At 67.6% G+C, this 26,417-nt stretch carries 27 protein-coding genes; 15 read left to right on the forward strand and 12 right to left on the reverse strand.

Features of this window, described 5'->3' with window-relative positions:
* The 6 genes from AU196_RS15300 to AU196_RS15325 are packed head-to-tail and all read left to right on the forward strand — an operon-like array spanning position 1 to position 7,939.
* Positions 1-1,188, forward strand: a complete 1,188-nt coding sequence (locus AU196_RS15300; RefSeq protein ID WP_059095922.1) for an MCE family protein — start codon at positions 1-3, stop codon at positions 1,186-1,188.
* Positions 1,185-2,207 (forward strand): MCE family protein, encoded by a 1,023-nt coding sequence (locus AU196_RS15305; RefSeq protein WP_059095923.1) that lies wholly within the window; start codon positions 1,185-1,187, stop codon positions 2,205-2,207. The genes AU196_RS15300 and AU196_RS15305 overlap by 4 nt, the downstream gene beginning before the upstream one ends.
* Positions 2,207-3,310: an MCE family protein gene (locus tag AU196_RS15310; RefSeq protein ID WP_059095924.1), complete on the forward strand. Its 1,104-nt coding sequence runs from the start codon at positions 2,207-2,209 to the stop codon at positions 3,308-3,310. The genes AU196_RS15305 and AU196_RS15310 overlap by 1 nt, the downstream gene beginning before the upstream one ends.
* Positions 3,294-4,853 (forward strand): MCE family protein, encoded by a 1,560-nt coding sequence (locus AU196_RS15315; RefSeq protein WP_059095925.1) that lies wholly within the window; start codon positions 3,294-3,296, stop codon positions 4,851-4,853. Before AU196_RS15310 ends, AU196_RS15315 begins: the two co-directional genes overlap by 17 nt.
* On the forward strand, positions 4,850-6,238 hold the full coding sequence (locus tag AU196_RS15320; protein WP_059095926.1) for an MCE family protein: 1,389 nt from the start codon (positions 4,850-4,852) through the stop codon (positions 6,236-6,238). The genes AU196_RS15315 and AU196_RS15320 overlap by 4 nt, the downstream gene beginning before the upstream one ends.
* The gene (locus AU196_RS15325) at positions 6,239-7,939 is read left to right on the forward strand and encodes an MCE family protein (RefSeq protein WP_059095927.1); all 1,701 of its coding nucleotides are present in this window, start codon (positions 6,239-6,241) and stop codon (positions 7,937-7,939) included.
* 50 nt (positions 7,940-7,989) lie between these two features.
* Here AU196_RS15325 and AU196_RS15330 read toward each other — a convergent pair whose 3' ends face one another.
* The gene (locus AU196_RS15330; RefSeq protein ID WP_059095928.1) at positions 7,990-8,517 is read right to left on the reverse strand and encodes an Rv2253/PknI dimerization domain-containing protein; all 528 of its coding nucleotides are present in this window, start codon (positions 8,515-8,517) and stop codon (positions 7,990-7,992) included.
* Between the two features lie 70 nt (positions 8,518-8,587).
* On the opposite strand from AU196_RS15330, the gene AU196_RS15335 reads away from it, so the two are divergent.
* On the forward strand, positions 8,588-8,986 hold the full coding sequence (locus AU196_RS15335; RefSeq protein WP_059095929.1) for a hypothetical protein: 399 nt from the start codon (positions 8,588-8,590) through the stop codon (positions 8,984-8,986).
* Positions 8,987-9,065: 79 nt separating this feature from the next.
* Here AU196_RS15335 and AU196_RS15340 read toward each other — a convergent pair whose 3' ends face one another.
* Positions 9,066-10,346 (reverse strand): cytochrome P450, encoded by a 1,281-nt coding sequence (locus tag AU196_RS15340; protein WP_059095930.1) that lies wholly within the window; start codon positions 10,344-10,346, stop codon positions 9,066-9,068.
* Positions 10,347-10,564: 218 nt separating this feature from the next.
* On the opposite strand from AU196_RS15340, the gene AU196_RS15345 reads away from it, so the two are divergent.
* Positions 10,565-11,155, forward strand: coding sequence for a TetR/AcrR family transcriptional regulator (locus tag AU196_RS15345; RefSeq protein WP_059096095.1), 591 nt, complete (start codon positions 10,565-10,567; stop codon positions 11,153-11,155).
* Positions 11,156-11,175: 20 nt separating this feature from the next.
* Here AU196_RS15345 and AU196_RS15350 read toward each other — a convergent pair whose 3' ends face one another.
* The 9 genes from AU196_RS15350 to AU196_RS15390 all read right to left on the reverse strand — a co-directional run bounded on the left by AU196_RS15350 (position 11,176) and on the right by AU196_RS15390 (position 17,042).
* Positions 11,176-11,616, reverse strand: coding sequence for an Rv2576c family protein (locus tag AU196_RS15350; protein ID WP_231737585.1), 441 nt, complete (start codon positions 11,614-11,616; stop codon positions 11,176-11,178).
* A gap of 52 nt (positions 11,617-11,668) precedes the next feature.
* Positions 11,669-11,965, reverse strand: coding sequence for a cytochrome C oxidase subunit IV family protein (locus AU196_RS15355; RefSeq protein WP_059095931.1), 297 nt, complete (start codon positions 11,963-11,965; stop codon positions 11,669-11,671).
* A gap of 3 nt (positions 11,966-11,968) precedes the next feature.
* A complete protein-coding gene (locus tag AU196_RS15360; RefSeq protein WP_059095932.1) occupies positions 11,969-12,565 on the reverse strand; it encodes a cytochrome c oxidase subunit 3 in 597 nt (198 codons plus the stop codon).
* Positions 12,562-13,311 (reverse strand): hypothetical protein, encoded by a 750-nt coding sequence (locus tag AU196_RS15365; protein ID WP_059095933.1) that lies wholly within the window; start codon positions 13,309-13,311, stop codon positions 12,562-12,564. Before AU196_RS15365 ends, AU196_RS15360 begins: the two co-directional genes overlap by 4 nt.
* Positions 13,308-14,063: a hypothetical protein gene (locus tag AU196_RS15370; protein WP_059095934.1), complete on the reverse strand. Its 756-nt coding sequence runs from the start codon at positions 14,061-14,063 to the stop codon at positions 13,308-13,310. Before AU196_RS15370 ends, AU196_RS15365 begins: the two co-directional genes overlap by 4 nt.
* Positions 14,064-14,138: 75 nt before the next feature.
* Entirely contained in the window at positions 14,139-15,281 is a 1,143-nt protein-coding gene (locus AU196_RS15375; RefSeq protein WP_059095935.1) for a thiolase family protein, read from the reverse strand.
* Positions 15,282-15,300: 19 nt separating this feature from the next.
* The gene (locus AU196_RS15380) at positions 15,301-15,768 is read right to left on the reverse strand and encodes a Zn-ribbon domain-containing OB-fold protein (RefSeq protein ID WP_059095936.1); all 468 of its coding nucleotides are present in this window, start codon (positions 15,766-15,768) and stop codon (positions 15,301-15,303) included.
* A 10-nt stretch (positions 15,769-15,778) separates the two neighbouring features.
* Positions 15,779-16,234, reverse strand: coding sequence for a hypothetical protein (locus AU196_RS15385; RefSeq protein WP_197415799.1), 456 nt, complete (start codon positions 16,232-16,234; stop codon positions 15,779-15,781).
* A gap of 91 nt (positions 16,235-16,325) precedes the next feature.
* On the reverse strand, positions 16,326-17,042 hold the full coding sequence (locus AU196_RS15390) for an enoyl-CoA hydratase/isomerase family protein (RefSeq protein ID WP_059095937.1): 717 nt from the start codon (positions 17,040-17,042) through the stop codon (positions 16,326-16,328).
* 113 nt (positions 17,043-17,155) lie between these two features.
* Between AU196_RS15390 and AU196_RS15395 the strand changes: the two genes are divergently transcribed.
* From AU196_RS15395 to AU196_RS15420, 6 genes are all read left to right on the forward strand, one after another.
* Entirely contained in the window at positions 17,156-18,727 is a 1,572-nt protein-coding gene (locus AU196_RS15395; protein ID WP_059095938.1) for an AMP-binding protein, read from the forward strand.
* A gap of 35 nt (positions 18,728-18,762) precedes the next feature.
* Positions 18,763-19,953 (forward strand): amidohydrolase family protein, encoded by a 1,191-nt coding sequence (locus AU196_RS15400; RefSeq protein ID WP_011561038.1) that lies wholly within the window; start codon positions 18,763-18,765, stop codon positions 19,951-19,953.
* Positions 19,950-21,431, forward strand: coding sequence for a FadD3 family acyl-CoA ligase (locus tag AU196_RS15405; RefSeq protein ID WP_059095939.1), 1,482 nt, complete (start codon positions 19,950-19,952; stop codon positions 21,429-21,431). Before AU196_RS15400 ends, AU196_RS15405 begins: the two co-directional genes overlap by 4 nt.
* 119 nt (positions 21,432-21,550) lie before the next feature.
* On the forward strand, positions 21,551-22,447 hold the full coding sequence (locus tag AU196_RS15410; RefSeq protein ID WP_059095940.1) for an Rv1363c family protein: 897 nt from the start codon (positions 21,551-21,553) through the stop codon (positions 22,445-22,447).
* Positions 22,444-23,064: a hypothetical protein gene (locus AU196_RS15415; RefSeq protein ID WP_059095941.1), complete on the forward strand. Its 621-nt coding sequence runs from the start codon at positions 22,444-22,446 to the stop codon at positions 23,062-23,064. Before AU196_RS15410 ends, AU196_RS15415 begins: the two co-directional genes overlap by 4 nt.
* A gap of 71 nt (positions 23,065-23,135) precedes the next feature.
* Complete coding sequence (locus AU196_RS15420) at positions 23,136-23,555, forward strand: ChaB family protein (RefSeq protein WP_059095942.1); 420 nt, start codon at positions 23,136-23,138, stop codon at positions 23,553-23,555.
* Here the strand turns inward: AU196_RS15420 and AU196_RS15425 are convergent.
* Positions 23,552-24,832 (reverse strand): MFS transporter, encoded by a 1,281-nt coding sequence (locus AU196_RS15425; protein WP_059095943.1) that lies wholly within the window; start codon positions 24,830-24,832, stop codon positions 23,552-23,554. The genes AU196_RS15420 and AU196_RS15425 overlap by 4 nt on opposite strands.
* Positions 24,833-25,146: 314 nt before the next feature.
* Here AU196_RS15425 and AU196_RS15430 point away from each other — a divergent pair, with 314 nt between their 5' ends.
* Entirely contained in the window at positions 25,147-25,881 is a 735-nt protein-coding gene (locus tag AU196_RS15430; RefSeq protein WP_231737586.1) for a MerR family transcriptional regulator, read from the forward strand.
* The last annotated feature ends 536 nt before the right edge of the window (positions 25,882-26,417 follow it).

Below are 26,417 nucleotides of genomic sequence, written 5' to 3' on the forward strand. Positions count from 1 at the left end.
ATGTCTCGCAGTGCCATTCGTCCGCTCGCAGGGCTCGGGCTGGTCGTCGCGATCGCCCTCGTCGTCGTCCTCGCGATCGCGCTGTTCCGCGGAAGCTTCACGCCCACCGTCCCGGTCACCGTGATCTCCGATCGCGCAGGCCTGGTGATGAACCCCGATGCCGACGTCAAGATGCGCGGCGTCCAGGTCGGCACCGTGGACTCGATCGAGTACCGCGCTGACGGCACCGCCGCGCTCAAGCTGGCGATGAATCCCGACCAGATGCGGCTCATCCCGGGCAACGTGCTCGTCGACATCGCATCCAGCACGGTGTTCGGCGCGAAGTTCGTCCAGATGGAGCCGCCGCCGGAGCCGGCGGCCGAGGCGCTACGCCCCGGTCAGGTGTTGCGTGGTGACCACGTGACCGTCGAGATCAACACCGTGTTCCAACAGCTCACCTCGGTGCTGCGGAGCATCGAGCCGGAGAAGCTCAACGAGACGCTCGGCGCCATCGCCAAAGCGTTCAACGGTCGGGGGGAGAAGTTCGGCGAAACGCTCACCGATCTGAACCAGTTCCTCGGCGAGATCGAACCGAGCCTGCCCAATCTCACTCGCGACATCGAGATGTCGGCTCCGGTGTTCACCGCCTACGCCGATGCGGCACCGGACCTGCTGAGGACCTTCGAGAACACCAGCCGAGTCAGCAATACGCTCGTGGAACAGGAGGGGAACCTCGACACCTTCCTGGTCAGCGCGATCGGCCTGGCGGACATCGGTAACGAGGTCGTCGGCGGGAACCGTCAGGCGTTGACCGACGTGATCCGGCTCCTCGTCCCCACCAGCGATCTGCTCAACGAGTACCACAAGGCCATCAACTGCAGCCTGCTCGGAATGCTGGTGCAGATGAAGCAGCCGCCGGCCCCGGATCCGGGGATCGCGGTGAACGTCAGCTTCACCATGGGCGTCGAGCGCTACCGGTACCCGACCGACCTGCCGAAGGTGGCCGCGTCCGGTGGCCCGAACTGCCAGGAGCTGCCGAGGATCCCGTTCGAGTCGCGGCCCAAGTATCTCGTCACAGACACCGGTACCAACCCGTGGAAGTACGGCAACCAGGGCATCCTGCTGAACTCCGACGGCCTCAAGCAACTCCTGTTCGGGCCGATCGCCGGACCGCCGCGCAACACGTCACAGATCGGGCATCCAGGATGAGCGCAGGCAAGACAATCGCGAAGCTCGGCGTCTTCGGGGTGGTGATGATCCTCCTGACGGGCTTCCTGTTTGCGATCTTCGGCGAGTACCGCGGTGGCTCCACGACCGAGTACTCCGCGGTGTTCGACGATGCGTCGCGCCTCAAAGAGGGCGACTCCGTGCGGGTCGCGGGTATCCGGGTCGGCACCGTCGGGTCGGTGAACCTCCAGGAGGACAGGAGGGTCCTGGTGAAGTTCGACGCCGACCGTTCCGTCGCCCTGACGACCGGCACGAAGGCGGCGGTGCGCTACCTCAACCTCGTGGGTGACCGCTATTTGGAACTCATCGACGCGCCGGGGTCGACACGGCTGCTGCCCGCCGGTTCCCAGATCCCGCTCGAACGCACCGAGCCGGCGCTGGACCTCGATCTGCTCCTGGGTGGCCTCAAACCCGTGATCCAGGCGCTGAATCCGCAGGACGTCAACGCCCTGACCAGTTCGCTGATCCAGATCCTGCAGGGCCAGGGCGGCACGCTGGAGTCGCTGTTCTCCAAGACGTCGTCGTTCACGAATGCGTTGGCCGACAACAGCCAACTCGTCGAGCAGCTCATCGACAACCTCAACACGACGATCGACACGCTGGCCAAGGACGGCGAGCGGTTCTCGGGCACGGTCGACCGCCTCGAGCAACTGGTGACCGGCCTGGCATCCGATCGAGACCCGATCGGTGAAGCGATCACCTCGCTCGACAACGGCACGGCATCCGTCGCGAGCCTGCTCGACGAGGCGAACCCGCCGCTGGCCGGCACGGTGGACGAACTGAACCGGCTGGCGATCCTGCTGGACTCCGACAAAGCGAGTCTGGAGGCCGCCCTGACCAAGGCTCCCGACAACTACAAGAAACTTCGGCGGCTCGGCGCGTACGGCAGCTGGATCATGTATTACATCTGCGGCCTGACCCTGCGGGTCACCGATCTCGAGGGCCGCACGGCGGTGTTCCCCTGGATCAAGCAGGAAACCGGAAGGTGCACTGAACCCTGATGCTGAAATACAGCGGCTCTCAACTCATCCGGTCCGGCTTCATCGGTGTGGTGCTGGCCGTGCTCGTCATCGTCGTCGGCCTGCAGCCCGAACGGCTCATCCAGTGGGCCACCGCCATCCGGTATCAGGCGCTGTTCTCCGAGGCCGGTGGGCTCTCGGCCGGCAACGACGTGACGTTGTCGGGCATCAAGGTCGGCTCCGTCACCGGCATCGAACTGGAGAACGGCGATGCGCTGGTGGACTTCACCATCGCCGGCCGCTATCGACTGGGTTCGCAGACGACCGTGCACATCAAGACCGGAACCCTGCTCGGCGAGCGGGTGCTGAGCGTGGAACCCGAAGGCGGCGGTTCGCTCAACCCGCGCGAGGTCATCCCGGTGTCGCGTACGTCGTCGCCCTATTCGCTCACCGATGCGTTGAGCGATCTCACGATCAACACCGCGAACACCAACACCGAGTCGCTGAACCAGTCCCTGGACACGCTGGCGACGACACTCGACCAGATCGCCCCCCAGCTGGGACCGACTTTCGACGGGCTGAGCCGGTTGTCGCGATCACTCAACAGCCGCAACGAGAACCTCTCGAATCTGTTGGAGGCGGCCGGCGATGTGTCGGGCATCCTGTCCGAACGCAGTCAGCAGGTCAACACCCTCATCCTCAACGCGAACGACCTGCTCGCCGTGCTCAACGAACGCCGGGATGCCATCGTGGATCTGCTCGCCAACACCTCGGCGGTGTCCCAGCAGTTGACTCAACTGGTCGCGAACAACGAAGCCGAGCTCGCGCCGACGCTCGAGCGGCTCAACCGGGTCACGGAGATGCTGGAGCGTCAGCGCGACAACATCAGCACCACGCTGGTCGGCTTCAAGAACTACCAGGTCACCCAGGGTGAAACGGTGGCCAGCGGCGCGTATTACAACGCGTTCGTGCCGAACCTGACGATCTCGCAGATCACGCAGCCGTTCCTCGACTACATCTTCGGATTCCGCCGGGGTGTGGACGCCGGCCAGCCGCCGGACGGCGCCGGTCCGCGCGCCGAATTGCCGTTCCCGTACAACGGGATTCCGCAGCCAGGAGACCTCCCCGATGATGGCACCCCGTAAACGTCTGGTGGCCTGGACGACGATCCTCCTGGCCATCGTGCTGATCGCAGGCACCGCCTTCCTGGTCCGAGCGACGATGTTCGGCCCGAAGACGATCACCGCGTATTTCCCCACCGCGACAGCCGTGTACCCCGGTGACGAGATCCGGGTGTCGGGGGTCCAGGTGGGCAAGGTCGAGGAGATCGTGCCCGAGGGCACCCGGACGAAGATGATCCTCAAAGTCGACCGCGACGTGCCGATCCCCGCCGACGCCAAGGCGGTGATCGTCGCCCAGAACCTCGTGGCGGCACGTTATGTCCAGCTCGCACCCGCCTACCGGAACGAGGGGCCGAAGATGGCGGACGGCGCGGTGATCCCGTTGGAGCGCACCGCTGTTCCGGTCGAATGGGATGAGATCAAAGAACAGCTCATGCGGCTGTCGAGCGAACTGGGGCCCCGCAACGGCGTGTCCGACACGTCGGTCTCGCGGTTCATCGACAGCGCCGCCAGCGCGCTCGACGGCAACGGTCAGAAGCTGCGCGACACGCTGGCCCAGCTCTCGGGGGTCGGCCGGATCCTGGCCGAAGGCAGCGGCAACATCGTCGAGATCATCAAGAACCTGCAGACGTTCGTGACGGCACTGCGCGACAGCAGCACCGAGATCGTCGCGTTCGAGAACCGGCTCGCGACACTGACCAGCGTCGTCGACGACAACCGATCGGATCTCGATGCGGCACTGACGGATCTGTCGGTGGCGATCGGCGAGGTGCAGCGTTTCGTGGCGGGCAGCCGCAACCAGACCGCCGAACAGATCCAGCGGCTCGGCAACGTCACCCAGAACCTCGTCGACAACCGAAGCAACCTCGAGAACGTGTTGCACGTGGCCCCGAACGCCTTCGCCAACGGCTACAACATCTACAACCCGACCACGGGAAGCGCCCTGGGCGCCTTCGTGATCAACAACTTCTCGAGTCCGGTCCAGCTGATCTGCTCGGCGATCGGGGCCATCGAGAACACGACGGCACCGGAGACGGCCCGACTGTGCGCGGACTATCTGGGGCCGGCGCTGCGGCTGCTCACCGTGAACTACATCCCGCTGCCCATCAACGCCTTCCTGATGCCGTCGGCGAGCCCGGAGGACATCGAGTACTCCGAGCCGGACCTGATGCCCACTGACGGCCGGGGCCCGGTGGAGCCTGCCGAACCCCGGCCTGCCACATCGGCATACACGGGATTCGAGAACAATCCATACCCGGCTCCGGGCAACCCGCCGCCGCCGTACACCGGCCGGGTGCCGGGCGAGCCGGCACCCGGTGCCCAGCAGTTGCTTCCGGGAGGACGGTACGTTCCGCCGAACGTGCCGACGACCGCCGACCAGCTGCTCTTGCCGCCCGCGAGCGTGCCGGGGCTGCCACCGCCGGAGGCGCCCGGCACACCGCTGGCACCGCACGGGCCCCCCGCGGCTCCGCTGCCGCCGGGTGCTGCGCCACCGCCCGGTGCAGCACCGCCGCCAGGTCCTCCGCTTCCCGCCGAAGCGCCGCTACCGCCCGGAGGCACACCATGATTCACCGGAAGTGGTTGAGGGGAGTCCTCGTCACCGGATGCGCCGTCGCGATGACGACGACCGCATGTTCCTTCCAGGGCGTCAACTCGCTGCCGCTGCCGGGCACCGTCGGGCGGGGGGCGGAGGCGAAGACCTACCGTGTGCAGATCGCCAATGTCGGCACGCTGGAATCGAATGCGCCGGTGTTCATCGACGACGTCGTGGTCGGCAGTGTCGGCAAGATGACCGTCAAGGACTGGCACGCCGAGGTGGAGGTGTCGCTGCAACCAGACGTCGTGGTGCCGGCCAACGCTGTCGCGACGGTCGGCCAGACCAGCCTGCTCGGGTCCATGCATCTCGCGCTGGGCGCACCGCTCGGACAGGAACCAAGCGGGAAACTCGAACCGGGTGCCACGATCCCGCTGAACAGGGCGTCGACCTACCCGTCGACCGAGCAGACGCTGTCCTCGCTGTCGGTGGTCGTCAACGGCGGAGGACTCGGCCAGATCGGCGACATCATCCACAACTTCAACGTCGCGCTCAACGGCCGCGAGGGAGACGTGCGCGAACTGCTCGGGCGCCTGGACCGGTTCGTGGGCACGTTGGATGCCCAGCGCGACAACATCATCACCTCGATCGAATCACTGAACCGGCTCGCGTCGACCTTCGCCGGTCAACGTGACGTGATCAACCGGGCGCTGCGTGACATCCCCCCGGCGCTCGATGTGCTGATCCGGGAACGGCCGCGGCTGACCACCGCGCTGTCGAAGCTCGGCGACTTCGGCGACACGGCCGCCGGGCTCATCAACGACACGCAGGAAGACCTCGTGCGGAATCTGCGGAACCTGGAACCGGCGCTCAAGTCGCTCGCCGACGTCGGGCCGGAACTGGACAAGCTGCTCGGCTATGCGACGATCTTCCCCTACACCCAGTCGTTCATCGACCGCGGTATCCGGGGTGACTACTACAACCTGTTCGCCACCATCGACCTGACGATCCCGCGGCTCAAGCGCACGCTGATGCTCGGCACCCGATGGGAGCAGGAGGGCGCGAAAATCGTTCCCGCGCCGGGTGATCCGTACTACTACAACTACACGCTGGAGCCCCTGAACCTCGGCGTCAACCCACCACCGCCGCCGCCGGAGGAGGTTCCGCTGGAGCAGGCCAACATGGGTGCGCCGATCGACGCGGCCGCTGCGCCGCTGCCGGAGCTACCGCCGATGCCGCCGGTGACCGAACCGTTGGTGCCGGTGTCCCCGCCGCGGCTGATGCCCGGTGCGCCGGTGCCCGCGCCACCGACGCCCGGCACGTCGATCTTCGCCGGGCCGTACCCGGCGGGCGGAGGCACGCCCGCACCGCCGGACGCCCCGGCCGTCGTCCCGCCGGCTCCCGGAGGTGGAGGCTAAATGCTCACACGGTTCGTCCGGAATCAGTTGATCATCTTCACGATCGCCTCGATCGTCGGCGTGGCGGTGATGGTGTTCACCTACATCCAACTCCCCACGCTGCTCGGCGTCGGACGGCTGAAGGTCACCCTGGAACTGCCGTCCAGCGGCGGCCTGTACCGCTTCAGCAACGTGACGTACCGCGGAGTGCAGGTCGGCGAGGTGTCGGCGGTGAACCTCACGGAGAACGGCGCGGAGGCCATCCTCAACCTCGAGACGTCGCCGAAGATCCCCGCCGATCTCGAGGCCGAGGTGCGCAGTGTGTCCGCGGTCGGGGAGCAGTACGTGGATCTGCGGCCCCGCACCGACTCCGGGCCGTACCTCACCGACGGCTCGGTCATCGCCATGGAGAACACGAGCCTTCCGCAGGCCGTCGGACCGATGCTCGACCAGGTCAACGAGCTCGTCGGGAGCATCCCGAAGGACCGGCTCAGCGCCCTGCTCGACGAGACCTACCAGGCCTTCGACGGCGCCGACTACGACTTCAGCTCGCTGCTCGACTCCGCATCGAAGATCACCGAAGACGCCAACACGGTGTCGCCCCAGATGCGTGCCCTGATCGACGACAGTGGGCCGCTGCTGGATTCGCAGGTGCAGACCACCGGCGCGATCCGCACGTGGGCCCGCAGTCTGGCAGGGATCACCGAGCAGGTGGCCGAGAACGACCCCGAGATCCGGACGCTGCTGCAGAACGGTCCGGGGTTCGCCCAGGAGGTCTCCGGGCTGCTGAATCAGGTCAAGCCGACGCTGCCGGTTCTGCTGGCGAACCTCACCACCCTCGAACAGGTGTTGGTCACCTACAACGCCTCCCTCGAACAACTCCTCGTTCTGCTCCCGCCGTTCGTGGCGTTCACGCAGTCGCTCGCGCCCGCCAACAACCCGACCGGTATTCCCAACGGCGACTTCACCATCACGGTCTCCGATCCGCCGCCGTGTACGGTCGGCTTCCTGCCGCCGTCCTCATGGCGCAGCCCGGCGGACCTGAGCATCGTGGACACGCCGGAGGGCCTGTACTGCAAGCTGCCGCAGGACTCGCCGATCGCGGTGCGCGGCGCGCGCAACTATCCGTGTATCGAGAAGCCGGGCAAGCGCGCGCCGACCGTGGAGATCTGTAAGAGCGACAAGCCCTTCGAGCCGCTGGCGCAGCGCCAGCACGTGACGGGCCCGTATCCGTTCGACCCGAACCTGGTGTCGCAGGGTGTGCCGCCGGACGACCGGACGACTCTGGACGAGAACATCTACGGGCCGTTGGAGGGCACCCCGTTGCCACCGGGAGCGCCGGGCGTGCCGCCGCCACCGCCCGGGCCGCCGTCGCCTTTGCAGGCGCCGCTGCAGGCGCCGGTCAATTCAGCGCCGGTGGCGCCGCCGCCACCGCCCGGCAACTCGATCAACGGTGTGCCGATCGCGCCTGCCGGACCGCCGCCCGGACCCGTGCCCGCCGGTACCGCGCCGGTTCCGATGGGTCAGGCACCGGGGGAGGCCCCGCCGCCCCCGGCGGCGGCACCGGCTGCGTTCGGCGGCAACGGATCCGGGCGTCCCTCTGTCGCCGTGGCCAAGTACAACCCGCGCACCGGTCAGTACGTGGGTGCGGACGGTCAGACCTACCGGCAGTCGAATCTCGCGGCGCCGGCGAAGACGTGGCAGGACCTGCTCCCGAAGTGACCCGGGAGCGGGTACACCCGCGCGGCGGGCGTCGGGTCCGGGTGAATCGACTAGGCGATCTTGGTGGCCCGGAACGGCATCCGGATGTCCATGTTCGCGCTGCGACCGCAGGCGCCGCTCGGGCCGATGGTGAGGTCCTCGCCCGTCAGCAAGGACGTGTCGTCCACGGAGGCGAAACCGGTGTCCGGTTCGGTGGCGTTGATGCGGAAGGTCTGCAGCCCGTCCGCCTTGGTCCCGTCCGGGCAGGGCACCCATCCGACGACCACGCGCTTGACGTAGAAGATGCTGCCGTTGGTGGTGTAGATCGGGGCCTCCCAGCCCTGATCGCTCTTCACCGTGCCGGTGCAGTCCATCGGACTGCTGCACTGCGTGGAGATGGTCCAGACGGAGCGGACCGTGGGCACGTCGTAGTAGCTGTCGTTGCGCTTGGCCCACTCACCGTTGGACAGCGTCTCGTAGACGCCGTTGATACCCCAGGCGTTCGGATCCTCGGCCTGGGCCGGCGTTGCTGTGACGGCCGCGGCGGCCAGGACGGCCGCGGCGATTCCCACGCTTTTCTGGACGGCGGAGGCACGCATCACCGCAGGGTACCAGATCAATCCTCTCCAAAAGCGAGAATTACGTTTCCCGATGTGTAAAGGTGGACGCATGCGTTGGACTGCCGTAGCTGTCGCAGCTCTGGTCGGTGCCGGGCTCTGGTCCGCGCCGGCCCCCGAAGCGGTCGCGCAGCCGAAGTTCTGCAACGACGCGTTCTGCACGCCGGGCATCAAGCCCGGCGTGGTGCTCGGCGCGCCGTGCGGTGAGACGAACTACTACGTCTTCGGCACCACGTCGTGGGGCAGGCTCGTGTTCTGCGGGTCGCCGCGCCGCTACGCGCCCAGGTACTTCCGGTCGCCGCCCATGGTCGGCATCAAGGAGTTCAACGCCGGTTGCACCGGATACGAGAACAAGGTCGCCCAGGCGCCCGACGGGCTGTACCTGTTCTGCACCTCGAAGAACGGCCGGTCCTACTGGGACCGGGGCGGTAATCCGCCCCCCGGGCCCTGAGCGGTCCCCACAAGAGAACGCGCCGGGCCATCCACCACGAGGTGGGTGGCCCGGCGCATTCGATGCCGGACGTCGAGCGTCAGCCCTCCGGGGTGAACTCGATGTGCAGTTCGGTCAGCCCGCGCAGGATGAAGGTGGGTTCGTAGCTGTAGCGCCGGTCGTCGATCGGGCCGTGCTTCTCCTCGTCGATGCGGATGTCCTTGAGCCGGTCCAAGATTCGCTCGATGGACACCCGGCCCTCGACGCGGGCCAGCGGCGCACCCGGGCACGAGTGGATGCCGCGGCTGAACGCGATGTGCTCGCGGACGTTCTTGCGGTCGAGTTCGAACTCGTGCGGATTGTCGAAGCGACGCGGGTCGCGGTTGGCCGCACCCGGGCTGACCATCACGGTGGTGCCTGCCGGGACCGCGGTGTCGCCGAGCGTGGTCGACTTGCGGGCCATGCGGAACACACTCTTGACGGGGCTGTCCATCCGCAGGCACTCCTCGATGAAGTTCGGGATGCGACTGCGGTCGGCCCTGAGCTGTTCTTGGATGTCCGGCCGGTCGCCGAGGACCCGAAGCGCGGCCGAGAGGAGTTTGGCCGTCGTCTCCTGACCGGCGCCGAACAGGAACGTGGCGGTGCGCACCACGTCGACGACTTCGGGCGTCGAGCCGTCCGGGTACTTCGCCGTCGCGAGCCCGGTGAGCACGTCGTCCCGCGGGTTCGCCCGGCGGTCCTCGATGTAGCGGCTGAACTTCTCGTCGGCCCACTCCAACGGATTGGCGGCGATCGGCTCGTGGTCGAGGCCGCCGATGTTGGTGCCGGGCCGCTGCGCGCCGAACGCCTCGCGGAACTCCTCGTGGTCCTCCTCGGGGACGCCGAGCAGGTCGGCGACCACCAGCAGCGAGAAGGGCCGACCGTAGGCGGCCAGGAATTCACAGCGGCCGTCGGCGATGAACTCGTCGATGTGCTTGTCGGCGAGCCGCCACATGAAGTCCTCGTTCTCCTTGAGCCGTTTCGGCGTCAGGAGCCGGCTCAGCAGCGAGCGCGCGTCGGTGTGGTTCGGCGGATCCATCGTGACCATGTGTTCGTACATGGGGATCTCGGTGCGGTGCTCCTCGAGCTGGGCGCAGATGTCGTCACCCTCGGGAACGAACGGCAGGGGCGTGAACGGTCCGGCGACGGCCACGCAGGACGAGTAGTTCTCGGAGTCCTTGTAGACGGTGTTGGACTCCTCCCACCCGGTCACGGCAAGCACGCCGTTGTTGATGGGGCAACAGGTGGGGTTCTTGGTCCGCAGGTGGTCGAAGTACGGATGCGGATCGGGTACGAGCGACTGGTCCGTGAAGTAGTCGACCGAATCGAATTCTGTGGTCATTGCTCGCATACCTTCCGAGATCGACGATCAGCTGTAGGTGGGGGATGGAGTGGGCCGTCCGGGGCAACCGGATTCGGCGAATATGCTGAGCACCTGCTTAGCATGGGGCTAACGTCGTGGTCAAGGTGACGGGACGGCCCGCCACTACGATCGGCGTGTCGACCGGGCCCAGTCCGGTCGGCACCGACGAACCCCACCGCACGAGGAGTCAGGACGTGATGGCATCGCCACGACGGATCGGCGCGCCGGACGCCAAGAACCGAGGGGTCCTGCTCGACGCCGCCGAGCATCTGATGCTCGAGGAGGGCTACGCGGCGGTGACCTCCCGGCGCGTCGCCGACCGCGCGGGCCTCAAGCCGCAGCTGGTGCACTACTACTTCCGCACGATGGACGAGCTGTACCTGGCGGTGTTCCGCCGGCGGGCCGAACAGGGGCTGGCCGCCCAGGCGCTGGCGCTGAAGTCCCCGCAGCCGCTGTGGGCGCTGTGGCGGTTCAGCAGCGACCCGCGCATCACCACGTTCACCGTCGAGTTCATGGCACTGGCCGCCCACCGAAGGGAACTGCGCGAGGAGTTCGCGCGGTTCGGCGAGCGCTTCCGCGAAGAGGAGCGCCGGATGATCGCCGAGACGCTGCAGCGGTACGGGGTGGACACCTCCGAGGTGCCGCCGGTGGTCTGGGCGATGTTCGCCACGAGCCTGTCCAGGGTGATGGTGATGGAACAGGCGCTGGGAATGTCGTCCGGGCACGCCGAGACCCTGGCGTTCGTCGAGAATTGGCTTCGAGAGCTCGAAGGGGAGGCCGAGTCCTGACGGGGTCACGGTCGGTCGCGTCACCAGTGCCGTAGCGAACAGAGCGCGCCCTTGGGGCCTTCGTTGGTGGCGACCACCGCGCCGTCGACCTCGAGCGTGCACGAGAACATCGGTTCGACCGGATCCAGTTCGCTGGTCGCGGTCACCATCGCCCAGTGGTACGGATCGGCCAGCCACACCTCGCGGATCCACGGTTGGCCGGGTCCGATGTCCACCTCCGCCTTCGGCGAGAACACGTACGGATTGTGGCTGTACTCGGCGAAGTTCGTCGGATCGTTCTCGCGCCAGTACACCTTCGAGAAGTGTGGCTGTTGCGACGTCACGGTGTATTTCACGTGGTGCAACGGTGGCGGCGGTGCCGGAGGCGGCGGCTGGGCGGCCCCGGGCGCGGCGGTCAGCAGAGCGGCGGTGAGAAGTATCGCCGAGGTTCGCAGCTTCGCCCAGCCCGCCGGAAACATCATTTCCGAATTTTAGAACAGGGTTACCGGCGTGGGAAGCGAATGCCGATTCCGGTCAGAGCCAATAGATCACCAGCACCGCCACCCAGAGCAGGGCCAGCCACGCGTCGGTGGCCAGCCGCAGCCAGCGTGGTGCCGTGCCCACCTCCATGAAGTTGCGGATGATCATCCGTCCCTTGACGAAACCGAGGATCACGACGGCCACGGTGACCGGCGCGCTCGCGGTCGCGCGGCCCTCCGAATGCCCGGGCGCCAGCCACCACGACACGATCGTGATGGCCGAAAGCGCCAGCCAGACGTAGGTGGTGGTGCGCATCGAGCGGTTCGACGTCTCGGCGGTCACGGCGGTCATCTGTCACCTCATCACGTAGAGCAGGCCGAAGATCACGATCCACAGCAGGTCGACCATGTGCCAGTACGTCGCGCCGGACTCGACCATGGACATCCGGCGCCGGTGCGGTCTGCGTAGTTCGCGGACCACGATGCCCAGGATCAGCAGGCCGAGTGCGACATGGAACAGGTGCACGCCGGTGAGCATGTAGTAGAACGTGAAGAACTCGGCGCTGCCCAGCGTGTGACCCTGGGCGATCTTCGCCGACCACTCGTAGGCCTTGACGGCGATGAACAGCACCCCGCACGCCGCGCCGAGGTAGGTCAACCGCAGCGCCCGGTCGTGGTCGCCTGCGCGGGCCGTCTGCACGCTTCGGGCGATGAACCATGAACTGGTCAGCAGGACAAGGGTGTTGAGCGCGCCGACGGTGAGGTCGAGATGCTGCTGGGCGTCGAGGAACTCCTCGGGCGCCATCGCGCGGTGGATCATGAAGATCAGGAAGTAGGCGCCGAAGATGATCAGATCGCCCAGCACCATCACCCACATGTGTCCGTCACCGGGCAGGTGGGCGCGGCGGGTCTCGGGAACGCGGCTCAGCCGGTCGGATGCTGTGTCGGTCATGACAGCGGCGCCTCGTCGGACGGTTGGAGTTCGGTGGCGCGCTTGAGGAAGTAGATGACGCACGACAGCCAGAATCCGAAGATGGCCGTCCCCATCCAGAACGCGATCGACCCGTTCCAGGCGAACGGGCCGGACCGGACGACGAAGACCGGCACCGCCATGACCTCGGTGACGATCTGCCAGACCGTCACGTAGGCAAGCCATTTCGGGAAGATCTCGTTGCGGTCGTAGAGGATCGCGATCGTGAACGCGAAATAGGCGGTCGAGAAGCAGCCGAGCGATCCGACATAGGACAGCAGGCCGAGGTCGTAGAGCAGCGCGAGCAGTTCCGGGTCGCGGTCGGGACGGTAGGCGGCGGTCAGGAAGCAGAACGCGACCAGCAGACATCCCGGCAGCGCGCCGACGGCCATCGACCCCATGTAGCCGTAGGCGAACACGGAGCCCACCGACATGCGCTTCATGTGGAAGACCAGGATGCCGTTGGCGACCCCCGCGCCGCCGACGATGAGGATCAGCGCCGCGAAGCCGATCTGGATGGTCGTGCCGTGCGCGGCGAAGAACGCGACCTTCTCGGCCGTGGTGACGTCGGGCCGTGGCGGGGGCATGACCCGGGCGAGCGCGAAGAAGATGATCCCGAACGCGGTGTAGAACGCGGGCACGATCCAGAACACCAGCCAGACGTCACGCTTGCCGGCCTTTTCCGCGCCCCCCGGCGCCGACGAACGGGCGGTGAGCAGACTGCTCATCGCGCGACACCGTCCGCGACGGCCTGTTGGTGCAGTGCTCTGCGCAGGACGAAGAACATGACGACCACGAACGCGACGAACGCCAGCACCCGCAACCAGAAGGAGATCGCGCCGTTCCAGGCGAGCGGGCCGTCGCGGACGACCGCGGCGGCCGCGGCCGGGGCCATCGCGATCCCGGTGACGACGGCGAAGTGGCCAACCCAGCGCGGGAAGACCGGCGGATGTGCGCCGCCGGGGCCGGTGTCGAAGTAGACCGCGGCGCCGAGCAGGAGGTTCTGGGCGACGAGCATGCCGACCGGGGCCACCAGGGTGATCCACGCCATGTCGTTGAGCAGCAGCGTCAGTTCCGGGTTGCGATCCGGCCGGAACGCCGCGACCAGGTAGAAGATGTCGGCGAGCGCGAACAGCGTCGCCCCACTGACCGTGGCGGTCAGGTACGCGTAGGCCAGCGCATGGCTCTGCGTCGCCATCCGTTTCATCTGCACGACGATCACCATGAAGAACGGCAGCAGCATGATCGCGCACAGGTTGTACGTGACCATGGAGAACCGGATCATCGCCGTGTTGTCCGCGTAGAAGGCGGCCACCTCGTCGGCCGTCATGCCCGGCGACATCGGCGGGAAGAAGCCGGGGAACGCCAGGAACGCGATCAGCAGCACCGCACCGAACACCGGCGCCGTCCACAGACTGATGAGTTGTGTCTTGATGTTGCCGCCCGCCGGAAGGTCTTCCTTCTCGGTGAGAATCTGCATCGCGCCTCCGTTCGCCAGCCGATCGGCTACCCCGAGGGTAGCCGATCGGCTAGTCGGATCGAAAGGCCTTGGCGGCTACAGCGACAGGATCGTCGCCGACGCCGTACCGGGAGCGCCGTAGACCTGCGCCAGACCGACCCGCGGATTGCCGGGCACCTGACGGTCGCCGGCCTCTCCGCGCAGCTGGCGCACCAGTTCGTGCACCTGACGCAGACCCGAGGCGCCGATCGGCTCACCGTTGGCGATGAGGCCACCATCGGTGTTGACCGGGATCGAGCCGCCGATCTCGGTGGCGCCGTCGGCGAGCAACTTCTCCTGCTCCCCGTCGGCGCACAGTCCGGTCTCGGCCATGTGGATGACCTCGGCGCCCGCGTCGGTGTCCTGCAACTGCGCGATGTCGACGTCGTCGGGGCCGATCCCGGCGATCTCGTAGGCGGCGCGCGCGGCGTACACGGTGGGGGAGGCGTCCTCGTCGAGCGGGGCAGAGGTGGCGTGCACCTCGTAGGCGCCGAAGGTCCGCGTGCGAATCTCGCTGGCGCGCAAAAACACCGGTTTGTCGGTGAACCGGTGGGCGATGTCACCGCGGCACATGATGACCGCGGCGGCGCCCTCGTCGGGCGCGCAGAACATGTACTGGGTCAACGGGTAGTTCAACACCGTCGAGTTGAGGATCTCCTCCTCGGGAATGGGCCTGCGGCGGAACGCATTCGGGTTCAGCGCGCCGTTGCGGAAGTTCTTGGCGGCGACCTTGGCGAGCGTGGCCTGCGAGATGCCGTGCTTGTGCAGGTAATGGTTGGCCTTCATGCCGAAGAACTTCGTGGTGACGAACTGGCCGTTCTCGGCATACCACTGGGGCAGGGCGAGTTTGGCCGGATCGTCGGTGAACGCGCCGCGGGGGTGCTTGTCCAGCCCGATCGCGATGCCGATGTCGTACTTGCCCAGCCGGATCGTGTCGGCCGTCTGCTGGATGGCCGACGCCGCGGTGGCGCAGGCGTTGAACACGTTGGTGAACGTGATGCCGGTCAGGCCGACCAGGCGGGTCACCGCGTCCGGGTTCGACACCTCGTAGCTGCCGCCGAAGCCGAACTGGATGTCCTTCCATTCGACCTTGGCGTCGGTGAGTGCGCTCTGGATCGCCTCGGCGCCCATCTCCATGGCCGTCTTGTCGAACCGTCCGAACGGGTGCAGGCCCACCCCGATGATCGCGACGTCATTCATGTTGTGAGAGTCCTTCCGACTACACGGGTTGGAAGGCGAACGTGATGATTTCGTTGCCCTCCTCGTCGGTGGTGAACGGCACCATCGTCAGTTCGACGTCCATGCCGAATTGCAGCTTCTGCGGGTCGTTCTCGGTGAGCCGGCCCTCGACGCGGATGACGTCCTCGAGTTGCACCAGGCCGACGCCGAACGGGACGAAGTCCTTGCCGGTGGGTCCCTTGTACGGGGCTCCGGGCGGGAAGCCCTGCGTCGTCCACGCCACCAGGGTGCCGCGCCGGGGGAGCAACACGTCGGTCATCTCGCCGCTGCTGCACTTCGGGCAACGTTGCTGGACGGGGAACGTGGTGGCTCCACAGCTGCCGCACCTGCTGCCGACGAGCTGGGGGTTCTCGTCGGGCCAGGTGGAGATTTCGGGCGCGAGGGCTTTCTGCGTGCTGGACACGCGTTCACGATAAACGGAAACGGCATTCTCGTCTAGAGAGAACATGCCGGATGTGTCAGAGGCGGACGAGGCGGAACGGGTAGAAGAGTGTGCCGCCCGGCTCGCCGCACGGACCGACGGCGAAGGACGAGGCCATCGTGCCGGTGAGGGTCTTCTCGTCCCAGGTGTAGACGTCGCGGGTCGGCACGACGGGACCGTAGTACCCCCCGCACCAGTAGCCGAACGGGTTGTCGACCGACAGCGTGTACTGCCCGTTGACCATCCGCGCCTCGGCGCGCCACTGGGTGGCCTTCGCGATCGGGCGCGGGTTCATGCTCACCTTGAGGCACCCGGGGATGGAGTCGCGGCCGCTCGGTTCGAAGCACCGGGTGAACTCGAGCACGTAGGTGTGGAAGTCCCACGGCCGCTGCCACTGGACGTCGTAGTTGCCGATGTACATGTCGGCCCGGGCGGTCGGGGCGTGCAACACGGCGGCCACGACGAGGGCCACCCCCAGCGCAAGTGTCCTCACGTCTCCTCCGTTTCCCTCCGGAACCGTTGATGGGCAATATAAGTCGCGCGGTACCGGCAGCTGGGTGGAATGGCCGATCTCGGCCACGCCGTCATCGGGCCCGCTTCATCACCCGGTCCGCGGCCTGCCAGTGCTCGTCGGCTACCCACAACCGGGCGAACGCGGCGACCGCCTCGGTGGTCGGCACCCCGTCGACGACCCGCTTGATCTCTCCCGCCGGCCGGCCCGCCAGCGCCCGGGCGACCGCCCGCCAGCCCTCGTCGAACGACTCTCGCGGCAGCACCTGGTCGACGAGGCCGAGTTCGTAGGCCTGGGCCGCGTCGAGGATGCGCCCGGTGCCCGCCAGCAGCAGAGCCCGGCTCCGGCCGACCAGTGCCGCGAGCCGTTCGGCGCCGCCCCAGGCGGGCATGATCTCCAACGACACCTGGTTGAAGCCGATCCTGATGTCGTCGGCGGCCAGCCGGATGTCGGCCGCCACCGCGACTTCGGCACCGCCGCCGAGGGCGTGCCCGTTGAGCGCGGCGACCACCGGTCCGGGGAACTCCGCGATGCGGTCGCAGATCGTGCGCATGCGCAACGCCATGGCCGAGGCCTCTTCCTCGGTGCGCAGCGCGCTGAGCTCTTTGAGATCGCCGCCGGAGACGAACGCCCGGTCGCCCGCGCCGGTGATGGCCAGCGCGTTGGCCCCCTCGGCGCCGTCGAGCGCTTTCTCGAGCTGACCCATGGTCTCCAGCGAGATGGCGTTGCGCGCGTGCGGGCGGTCAATGGTGACGACGGCCAAACCGTCCTCGATCTCCAAGTCGACCATCAGACGTTCTCCCGGTCCGGTATTGGCATTCTCGCGGTGGGAGAATAGCATCACCGCAGAGGTGGGGTTCGGTGACGGTGCCGTGAGCTGCGTGCTCGAACAGTAAGAGGGTCATGCGCGAAATTCCGGTCGAGTTGGTCAAGCGCTATCGGGACGAGGGGTGGTGGACGACCGACACCCTCGGGGAACTGCTGGCCCGGCATCTGGCGACCGGGCCGGCCACCGGGTTCTCCGTGCACTCCGACGTGCGCCCGTACCGCGGCACCTTCGCCGAGGTCGAGCTGCAGGCCCGAAAGTTGGCCGCCGGCCTCCGCCGGCGCGGTGTCGGACCCGGCGATGTCGTCGCGCTGCAGCTGCCGAACTGGGCGGAGGCGGCCATGGCGTTCTGGGCCTCGGCATTCCTCGGGTCGGTGGTGGTGCCCATCGTGCACTTCTACGGCCGCAAGGAACTCGGCCACATCATGGCGAGTGCGCGGCCCAAGGTGTTCATCACCGCCCGGGAGTTCGGGCGCATGACCTTCCAGCCGGATCTGTGCGCCGACGTGCCGATTGTCGGGCTGGTCGGCGAGACCAGCTTCGAGGAGCTGTTCGACGACGAGCCGATGGCCGAGACGATCCACACCGACCCGGCCGGCCCCGCGCTGATCGCGTTCACCTCGGGCACCACCCGGGATCCCAAGGGCGTCATCCACAGTCACCAAACCCTGGGCTTCGAGACGCGCCAGCTGCTCGAGAACTATCCGCCCGACCGGGGGCGTCAGCTGACGGCCACCCCGGTCGGCCACTTCATCGGGATGGTCGGCGCCTTCCTCATCCCGGTGCTCGAGAACTCGCCGATCGACCTGTGCGACGTCTGGGATCCGGGCAAGGTGCTGGGCCTGATCGAGTCGGAGGGCCTGTCGGTCGGGGGAGGCCCGCCGTACTTCGTCACCAGCCTGCTCGACCATCCCGACTGCACTCCCGCGCACGTCGAACGCTTCTCCACGGTGGGGCTCGGCGGCTCGACGGTCCCGTCCGCGGTCACGCGCCGACTGGCCGACCTCGGGCTGTTCGTATTTCGTTCCTACGGCAGCACCGAACACCCGTCGATCACCGGATCACGCCCGAGCGCACCGGAGGACAAGCGGCTCTACACCGACGGCGACCCGCGGCCGGGCGTCGAGATCAAACTGACCGAGGACGGCGAGATCCTCTCGCGTGGACCCGACCTCTGCCTCGGCTACACCGACGACGCCCTGACCGCCAGGGCCTTCGACGCGGACGGCTGGTACCACACCGGTGACGTGGGCATCCTCGACGAGGACGGGTACCTGACCATCACCGACCGCAAGGCCGACGTGATCATCCGCGGTGGGGAGAACATCAGCGCCCTGGAGGTCGAGGAGGTGTTGCTGGCCATGCCCGCCGTCGCCGAGGCGGTCGTCGTATCGGCCCCGGATGCCCGGCTCGGCGAACACGCCGCCGCCGTGCTGCGCATCCGCAGCGGTCACGAGATGCCCACCCTCGACGAGGTCCGGGCCCACTTCGAGCGGGCCGGCGTCGCCCGTCAGAAGTGGCCCGAGGAACTGCACCAGGCCGTCGAGGATTACCCCCGCACCGCGAGCGGCAAAGTCCAGAAGGTCCTCATCCGCGAGCGGATCCGTCAGTGCAGCTCAACACAGGACATTGCAGCCTTCTCGAAATGAGAATACGATTCTCACGATAAGCAAAGGAGTTTTCCATGGGTCAACTGTCACACCGGGTCGACATCCCGTTCCCGTTGTTCGATGCGGACAACCACCTCTACGAGCCGCCGGAGGCGATGACCAAGTACCTGCCCAAGGAGTACAAGGACGTCGTCCAGTACGTCGAGGTCAACGGCCGCACCAAGATCGCGCTCAAGGGCCAGATCAGCAACTACATCCCCAACCCCACCTTCTCGGTGGTCGCGAAGCCGGGGGCGTGGGAGGAATACTTCAAGTTCGGCAACCCGGACGGCAAGAGCAAGCGCGAACTGTTCGGTGAGCCGATGAAGGCCATCCCGGCGTTCTTCGAGCCCGAGCCGCGCATCAAGGTGATGGACGAACTGGGTGTCGACCGCAGCCTGATGTTCCCGACCCTGGCCAGCCTGATCGAGGAGCGGCTCTCCGACGATCCCGTCGCCATCCACGTGATCATCCACGCGCTCAACGAGTGGCTGCACGAGGTGTGGGGCTTCAACTACCAGAACCGCATCTTCACCACTCCGGTGATCACGCTGCCGATCGTCGAGAAGGCGATCGAGGAGCTGGAGTGGGCGGTCAAGCGCGGTGCCCGCGCCATCCTGATCCGTCCCGCCCCGGTGCCCGGATTCCGCGGCCCCCGGTCGTTCGCGCTGCCCGAGTTCGACCCGTTCTGGGAGCGGGTCGTCCACCACGACATCTTCGTCGGCATGCACTCCAGCGACAGCGGTTACTCGCGCTACACCTCCGAGTGGGACGGTGCTCAGCAGGAGATGCTGCCGTTCCAGACCAACGCCATGGGCATCCTCAACGAGTGGCGTCCGATCCAGGATGCGGTGGCCTCGTGGGTGATCCACGGTGCGCTGTTCCGCTTCCCGACGCTCAAGGTCGGCATCGTCGAGGCCGGCTCGAAGTGGATGTTCCCGCTGCTCGACTCGATGGCGGAGGTCTGGAAGAAGGCGCCGGAAGCGTTCCTGGGCAACCCGATCGAGGAGATCAAGAACCGCATCTACGTCAGCCCGTTCTACGAGGAGGGCATCGACGACCTGATCAACCTCATCGGTGTCGACCAGGTGCTCTACGGTTCGGACTGGCCGCATCCCGAGGGCCTGGCTGAGCCGACGCACTACGTGACCGCGCTCGAGCATCTGTCCGTGGAGGACCAGGCGAAGATCATGGGCGGCAACCTGGGACGTCTCGTCACCACGTGACGTACCGCCCCACCTGGAAGACCATCCCCGAGATGGTCCTGAGCACGGCGGACCGGTTCGGCGACGCGGAAGCCGTCGTCGACGGTCCGCTGCGCCTCACGTTCAACGAACTGGCCGAACGCGTCCGCCGTGCGGCGGGCGCGTTCGCCGGCTTCGGCATCACCAAGGGTGACCGGGTGGCGATCTGGGCGCCCAACTCGGCGGAATGGATGGTCGCCGCGTTCGGGCTGCTGACCGCGGGCGGGGTGCTGGTCCCCGTCAACACCCGGTTCAAGGCCGAAGAGGCCGCCGACGTGATCCGGCGCAGCGGGGCCCGCGCAGTGCTGGTGCAGCCGGGGTTCCTCGGGCAGGACTTCGACGTCCCGGCGGATGTGCCCGCCATCGACCTGAAATCCGACTTCCTCAGCGCCGCAGAGCCGTTCGAACACCCGGGCGTCGCGGCGACCGACATCGCCGACATCATCTACACCTCCGGGACCACGGGACGGCCCAAGGGCGTGATGATGAACCACCAGCAGACCCTGCGGCTCTACGAGGAATGGTGCGACCTGGCGGATCTGCGCCGGGGCGACCGCTACCTGATCGTCAACCCGTTCTTCCACACGTTCGGGTACAAGGCCGGTTGCATCGCGTCGATGATCCGCGGCGCCACCGTCCTGCCCGTGCCGGTGTTCGACGTCGACGCCGTCGTGGACCTCATCGCCGCCGAGCGGGTCACGATGCTGCCCGGGCCGCCGACGCTCTACCACGCGCTGCTGGCGGTGCCGGACAAGTCGAAGTTGGCCACGCTGCGGGCAGGCGTCACCGGGGCCGCCGACATCCCCGTCGAGTTGATCCGGCGCATCCACGAGGAACTGCCGTTCCAGACCATCGCGACCGGCTACGGCCTCACCGAGGCGGGGACGGCGACGCTGTCTCGTCCCGGCGACTCGTTCGAGGACATCGCGACCACCGTGGGCACCGCCTGCGACGGGGTCGAGGTGCGGATCGCCGAAGACGGCGAGGTGCTGGTCCGCGGCTACAGCGTGATGCAGGGCTACCTCGATGATCCGGCCGCCACCGCCGAAGCCGTCGACGAGCAGGGGTGGCTGCACACCGGCGACCTGGGCACGCTCGACGAGGCCGGCCGGTTGCGGATCGTCGGCCGCAAGAAGGACATGTTCATCGTCGGCGGCTTCAACGCCTATCCGGCCGAGATCGAGGGGTTCCTGCTCGAACACCCCGACGTGGCGCAGGCCGCGGTCATCGGAGTGCCCGACGAGCGGATGGGACAGGTGGGCAAGGCGTTCGTGGTCCTACGCGACGCCGGCCACCGCCCCAGCGCGGACGAATTGATCGCCTGGAGCCGCGAAAGAATGGCCGGCTATAAGGTTCCGCGGTCGATCGAATTCCTCGACGCGCTACCGTTGAACGCCACCGGCAAGGTGATGAAGGACCGGCTCCGCGCCGAACTTGCTGAGCGCTCGCACAACGCGTAAACGGCATTTCCGCTGGCAACTGCGGTGTTGAGCGTGATGACGATCCGGTATCGTCGGGTCCGTAATCAAAATTGAAGAACGGCATTCTCACGACTAGCAGTACAGAGAGGGAGGTCGCCGTGCCGTCATTCAAACGTCGAGCACCGGTGCTCGACGGGGAGCGCGACTCCGGAACGGCGCCGCAGCCCGACCGTGCGGAGGAGGTCGACGACGCTCTGGCCCTCGCCGAGGAGGCCGAGGCGGAGGCCGCCGAGGCCGCGGCGGCGGCGGCCGCCGCCAGGGCGCGGGCGCGAGCGATCCGGCTGCGCCGCGAAGCCGCCGCCGCAGAGGCGGCCAAGGGCACCGGCACCACCGAGGCCCCGGTGACCCCCGAGACCCCAGACACCCCCGACGCCTCTGACGTCGAGGCCGCCGAGGACACCGAGGCCGCTGCCGGCGAGGAGACCGCCGATACCGACACGGCCGGCGAACCCGACGCCGATGCCGCCGCGGCGCCCGAGCCCTCCCGCGCCGGACGGCGCCGACTGCCCGGGCTGAGCTGGAAACGCGCCGCCGTCGGCGCGGCCGTGCTGGTCATTTGCGCGGCGCTGGCCGCGAGCGGCTACATGGTGTGGCATCACCGGCAGGCGACGGACGAGCAGCAGCGCGCGGCCGAGTACGCGGCGGCCGCACGGCAGAGCGTGGTGAGCCTGATGTCGCTGGACTTCAACAAGGCCGAGGAAGACGTGCAGCGCATCATCGACAACTCCACCGGGCAGTTCAAGGAGGAGTTCGAGTCGCAGGCCGAGGCATTCGCACAGGTCGCGCAGGAGTCCAAGGTCATCACCGAGGTCACCGTGAACTCCGCGGCGGTCAAGGAGATGGACGAGGACTCCGCGCTGGTTCTGGTGTCGGCCACCTCGAAGATCACCAACTCGACGGGTGCGCGCCAAGACCCGCGGTCGTGGCGCCTGGCCGTGGACCTCGACCGAGATGGAGACCAGATCAAGATGTCGAAAGTCGAGTTCGTGCCGTGACCGAGAAGAACGACGACGCGCTCGAGGTGTCGGGCGAACCCGAGGTGTCCGACGCCGAGTCGTCGGCCGTGGAACTCGACGCAGCCGACGACACCGTCCGCGACGACGCGGCGGCCCAACCGTCGCGGCGGCGTGGGCCGAAAATTGCCGCGGCGGTGCTTGCCGTCGCGCTGGTGGCCTCGGTGGGCGCGGCGGCCTGGCTGTTCTTCACGCAGTTCCGGGTGGACCAGGAGACCGGTCCGGAGGCGGCGAAGGTGGCCCTCGACGCCGCCACGGAGGGTTCGGTGGCGTTGCTCTCGTACTCCCCGGACACCCTCGAGCAGGACTTCGCCACCGCCAAAACCCGGCTCACGGGCGATTTCCTGGAGTACTACACGCAGTTCACCGAGGAGATCGTCACGCCTGCGGCCAAGCAGAAGTCGGTCAAGACGGACGCCTCGGTGGTCCAGGCCGCGGTGTCGGAGATCCAGCCGGACTCCGCGGAGGTTCTGCTCTTCATCAACCAGACGACGACGAGCAAGGAGAACCCGGACGGCGCGTACGCCGCGAGCGCGGTGAAGGTGGGCCTGACCAAGGTCGACGGCGCCTGGCTGATCTCGTCCTTCGACCCGGTGTGACGCTCGGCCCGCGTTTGTCCGCCATGGAGCAGGGGTAGCCCCGAAGGAGTCGACGGACACGGGAGGCCACGATGCCCAAGACCACGAAGAGCGGTCAGGCCAAGAAGAGTGAGTTGCCCAGCACCCTGAAGAAGTCGGACGCCAAAGCGCAGCGGACGTTCGCCAAGGCACACGATTCGGCGGCCGACGAGTACGGGGAAGGCGAGCGGGCACACCGGGTCGCCTACAGCGCACTCAAGCACAGTTACGAAAAGGTCGGCGACCATTGGGAGCCGAAGGACGAGAAGGGCCCGTCGGACCAGCGGGCCAAGAGCGGCGGGCCGAACGCCAAGGGCGGGACCGCCGAAGGCGTCAACGCCAATGCGTCGAAGAAGCACCTCGTCGACGTCGCGCGACGCCTGCAGATCGCCGGCCGTTCGACGATGTCCAAGGACGAGCTCGTCTCGGCGATCAAGAAGGCCAACCGGCGCGAGTCCGCCCGCAAACGCTAGCGCTCATCGCGCGGGGCGGGGTGGGCCTCGAACGTCTCGAGCAGCATGCGCTCCTGTTCGCGCCGCATTCCCCGGCGGGCCTTGCCCCGGGTGATGAGGATCCCGACGGTGGCCAGAGTCCATACCGCGTACTGGACCGTCCACGCCCACCGGAACGACTCGAACCCATACCCACCCGTCGCGTCGAGGATCTGGCCCATCGCCTGCATCACCAGCAGCGACGCCAGGAAACCGCCCATGTTCACCATCCCCTGGGCGGTGCCGAGCGTGGCGCTCGGATTGAACGTACGCGCGAAGTCGAAGCCCACCATCGAACCCGGGCCACCGACCGAGATGACGACCACCAGCGTCACGAGCAGCCAGAGCGGGGCCGGGCCGGGCAGCGCCAGCACCACCGTCCACACCAGCGCGTTGGACCCGATGATCCCGAGCACCAGCCATGATCTGCGGTGCGGATGCCTGCCGGTCAGGATGCCGATGACGATCCCCGAGGCGATGGCCGAGGCCACGGAGATCGACAGCAGCGCGCCCGCGGCGGAGGTGGACAGGCCCTGCGAGACGGTCAGGTACGGCACGCCCCACATCAGCGCGAACACCGTCACCGAGAACTGGGTGCCCATGTGGGTGAAGAAGCCCAGCCGGGTGCCCGGTCTGAGCCACACGGTCTTGACGCTGCGCAACGTGTCACCGACCGTGCCCGTCGACTCGGGCACGTGCCTGCCCGAGGGCGTGTCCTTGACCAGCACGAGCGTCAACACCAGCGAGACCACGCCCAGAGCGGCCACCGACGTGTACGCCGTCGTCCATCCGGCGACCCCCAGGACCGCCAGGAACGGCACGGCGGACAGCACCTGGCCCAGTTGGCCGCAGATCCCGGTCAGCTGCGTGACCAACGGGACCCGCTTGGGGGCGAACCAGTGCGGCACCAGGCGCAGGACGGAGATGAACGTGAGTGCGTCCCCGAGCCCGAGAACCGCCCTGGCCGCGATGGCCGCGGGCAACGATTCGCTCACCGCCAGCGTCAGCTGACCGGACGCCATCAGCGCGGCCCCGGCGACGATGAGCGCCTTGGATCCGAAGCGGTCGAGAAGCACCCCGGCAGGCACCTGCGCACCGGCGTAGACGACGACCTGCAGGACGACGAAGGTGGCCAGCACCCCCGGGGTCGCCGAGAAGCGTTCGGCGGCGTCGAGACCGGAAACCCCCAGGGTGGTGCGGTCCATCACCGCGACGATGTAGGCCAGCAGTCCGGTGGCCCACACGATCCAGGGGCGCACTCGGACCCTCCGTCGATTGGCTGATGTGTCCCTTCCATCGTGTCCCACCCACGACGGTGCCCACGCCCGGATCGGCTGTGACCTTCGCTGGAAGCGGGCCGCGTCGGCGACCGGGCGCCGCCTGCGAGTTGGCTGAAAATGCACACACATGTCAATTGGGTCCGGTGAGGTTCCATGTTGTTCCTGATCATGGGGTATGTGTGACGGCGAACGCGATTTCCGCGCGAACTCGAACCGAGTTCGCTAGTTTCCCCGTACCGCGGGTACAGTGATTTGTGCCGCGGTTCGGAGCGCGATGCGCGGGAGGAGGGATCGTGGACGTGGTCGAGTACCGGCTGAACGAACTGTCGAGGATCTCAGGCGTCAGCACCCGCAACATCCGCGCCTACCGGGAACGCGGACTGCTCGACCCGCCGCGCCGCCAGGGCCGGTCGGCGTTCTACAGCCCCTATCACCTGGCGCAGCTCGACACGATCAACCAGCTGCTGCGCCGCGGGTTCAGTTCCGCACACATCGCCGAGTTCTTCGCGAGCATGCGGGCCGGCGCCGACCTCGCCGACATCCTCGGACTGCAGCGTTCGCTGTTCACCGCCGACGACCGGCGTGACGACATCCCGGCGGCCGTCGGGGACCTCGACATCGACCCCGCCGGCGACGAGGCGGGCCAGCTCGTGGCGTACGGCCTCGCCGATGTCGTCGACGACCGCGTGGTGTTCCTCGATCCGTCGATCGCCGGGATCGTCGGCCGGGCGGCCGACCCGATGCTCTACGTCCGGGCCATCCTGCGCATCGTGGCCTCCACCCGCCGCGACGTCGACACCCTCGCCGGGGTGGTGGCCGACGCGCTGCAGGAGTGCATCGAGGCGCGGTTCGGCCCCGATCGGACCCCGGACCCGCTGGAGATGCACCGCATGGTCCAGGACTACCGCGAACTGGCCAACAGGCTCGTCGCGCGCCACCTCGACGAGGCGTTGCACGCGCAGATGGCGTGGCGGTGCGGGGACGGGTCCGCCGACCGCGACGTGCCGCCGCGCCCGGTGTCCAGGTGAACCCGATGCGACTGTGACGGTGGCGTCGCCGTCGCCTCGCCGGGCGCGCACCTGCGCCAGGTGGAGCTCGACAAACGCCAGGTCGCGGGCATCGGAGTGGGCATCGACCACCTTCAGAAGCCGCAGTTCGGCCGGTGGGACGGGAAACCTTACCGATCAGTAAGTATCTACAGCAAACTCTCCGGCTCGATCTGGGCCGTCGACCGAACAGATCGGCCCGGACTGTCGACCCATTTGCGGCCCTGACCACGCGATTCGAGTGCCGGAAAATTCAGATAACGATTTGGTAACGATAATGCGTTGATCAGCGGAGTTATAGCTACTCGACCGTAACCACCCGCCAGCAGGACGTTTGTCCCGGAAGCCGCGCGCGCCATCTGAACGGCGTGTTACCGGAGCGCGGGTTACCCGGGCGTAGAACTCGCCAGTAACCGATTCGGTGGCCCGGGAGCAGCTCCTTCTTATGCCACTCTTAGTGGGGTTGCGTTGTCCGCAGGCAGACGTCAGGAGAGGTCCGCTCGCGACAGCGACCAGCC

This window comes from Mycobacterium sp. IS-1742 (assembly GCF_001500125.1).
Classification (GTDB): domain Bacteria; phylum Actinomycetota; class Actinomycetes; order Mycobacteriales; family Mycobacteriaceae; genus Mycobacterium.

Bases quoted from the DNA above. Each gene is read 5' to 3' on its own strand.
- AU196_RS15390 (WP_059095937.1), bottom strand. From the start codon at position 17,042: ATGGTCGACTTGGAGATCGAGGACGGTTTGGCCGTCGTCACCATTGAC.
- AU196_RS15400 (WP_011561038.1), top strand. From the start codon at position 18,763: ATGGGTCAACTGTCACACCGGGTCGACATCCCGTTCCCGTTGTTCGAT.
- AU196_RS15360 (WP_059095932.1), bottom strand. From the start codon at position 12,565: ATGACCGACACAGCATCCGACCGGCTGAGCCGCGTTCCCGAGACCCGC.
- AU196_RS15380 (WP_059095936.1), bottom strand. From the start codon at position 15,768: ATGTTCTCTCTAGACGAGAATGCCGTTTCCGTTTATCGTGAACGCGTG.
- AU196_RS15340 (WP_059095930.1), bottom strand. From the start codon at position 10,346: ATGACCACAGAATTCGATTCGGTCGACTACTTCACGGACCAGTCGCTC.
- AU196_RS15355 (WP_059095931.1), bottom strand. From the start codon at position 11,965: ATGACCGCCGTGACCGCCGAGACGTCGAACCGCTCGATGCGCACCACC.
- AU196_RS15325 (WP_059095927.1), top strand. From the start codon at position 6,239: ATGCTCACACGGTTCGTCCGGAATCAGTTGATCATCTTCACGATCGCC.
- AU196_RS15315 (WP_059095925.1), top strand. From the start codon at position 3,294: ATGATGGCACCCCGTAAACGTCTGGTGGCCTGGACGACGATCCTCCTG.
- AU196_RS15375 (WP_059095935.1), bottom strand. From the start codon at position 15,281: ATGAATGACGTCGCGATCATCGGGGTGGGCCTGCACCCGTTCGGACGG.
- AU196_RS15365 (WP_059095933.1), bottom strand. From the start codon at position 13,311: ATGAGCAGTCTGCTCACCGCCCGTTCGTCGGCGCCGGGGGGCGCGGAA.
- AU196_RS15420 (WP_059095942.1), top strand. From the start codon at position 23,136: ATGCCCAAGACCACGAAGAGCGGTCAGGCCAAGAAGAGTGAGTTGCCC.
- AU196_RS15300 (WP_059095922.1), top strand. From the start codon at position 1: ATGTCTCGCAGTGCCATTCGTCCGCTCGCAGGGCTCGGGCTGGTCGTC.
- AU196_RS15330 (WP_059095928.1), bottom strand. From the start codon at position 8,517: ATGCGTGCCTCCGCCGTCCAGAAAAGCGTGGGAATCGCCGCGGCCGTC.
- AU196_RS15305 (WP_059095923.1), top strand. From the start codon at position 1,185: ATGAGCGCAGGCAAGACAATCGCGAAGCTCGGCGTCTTCGGGGTGGTG.
- AU196_RS15395 (WP_059095938.1), top strand. From the start codon at position 17,156: ATGCGCGAAATTCCGGTCGAGTTGGTCAAGCGCTATCGGGACGAGGGG.
- AU196_RS15350 (WP_231737585.1), bottom strand. From the start codon at position 11,616: ATGATGTTTCCGGCGGGCTGGGCGAAGCTGCGAACCTCGGCGATACTT.
- AU196_RS15345 (WP_059096095.1), top strand. From the start codon at position 10,565: ATGGCATCGCCACGACGGATCGGCGCGCCGGACGCCAAGAACCGAGGG.
- AU196_RS15335 (WP_059095929.1), top strand. From the start codon at position 8,588: ATGCGTTGGACTGCCGTAGCTGTCGCAGCTCTGGTCGGTGCCGGGCTC.
- AU196_RS15320 (WP_059095926.1), top strand. From the start codon at position 4,850: ATGATTCACCGGAAGTGGTTGAGGGGAGTCCTCGTCACCGGATGCGCC.
- AU196_RS15370 (WP_059095934.1), bottom strand. From the start codon at position 14,063: ATGCAGATTCTCACCGAGAAGGAAGACCTTCCGGCGGGCGGCAACATC.
- AU196_RS15310 (WP_059095924.1), top strand. From the start codon at position 2,207: ATGCTGAAATACAGCGGCTCTCAACTCATCCGGTCCGGCTTCATCGGT.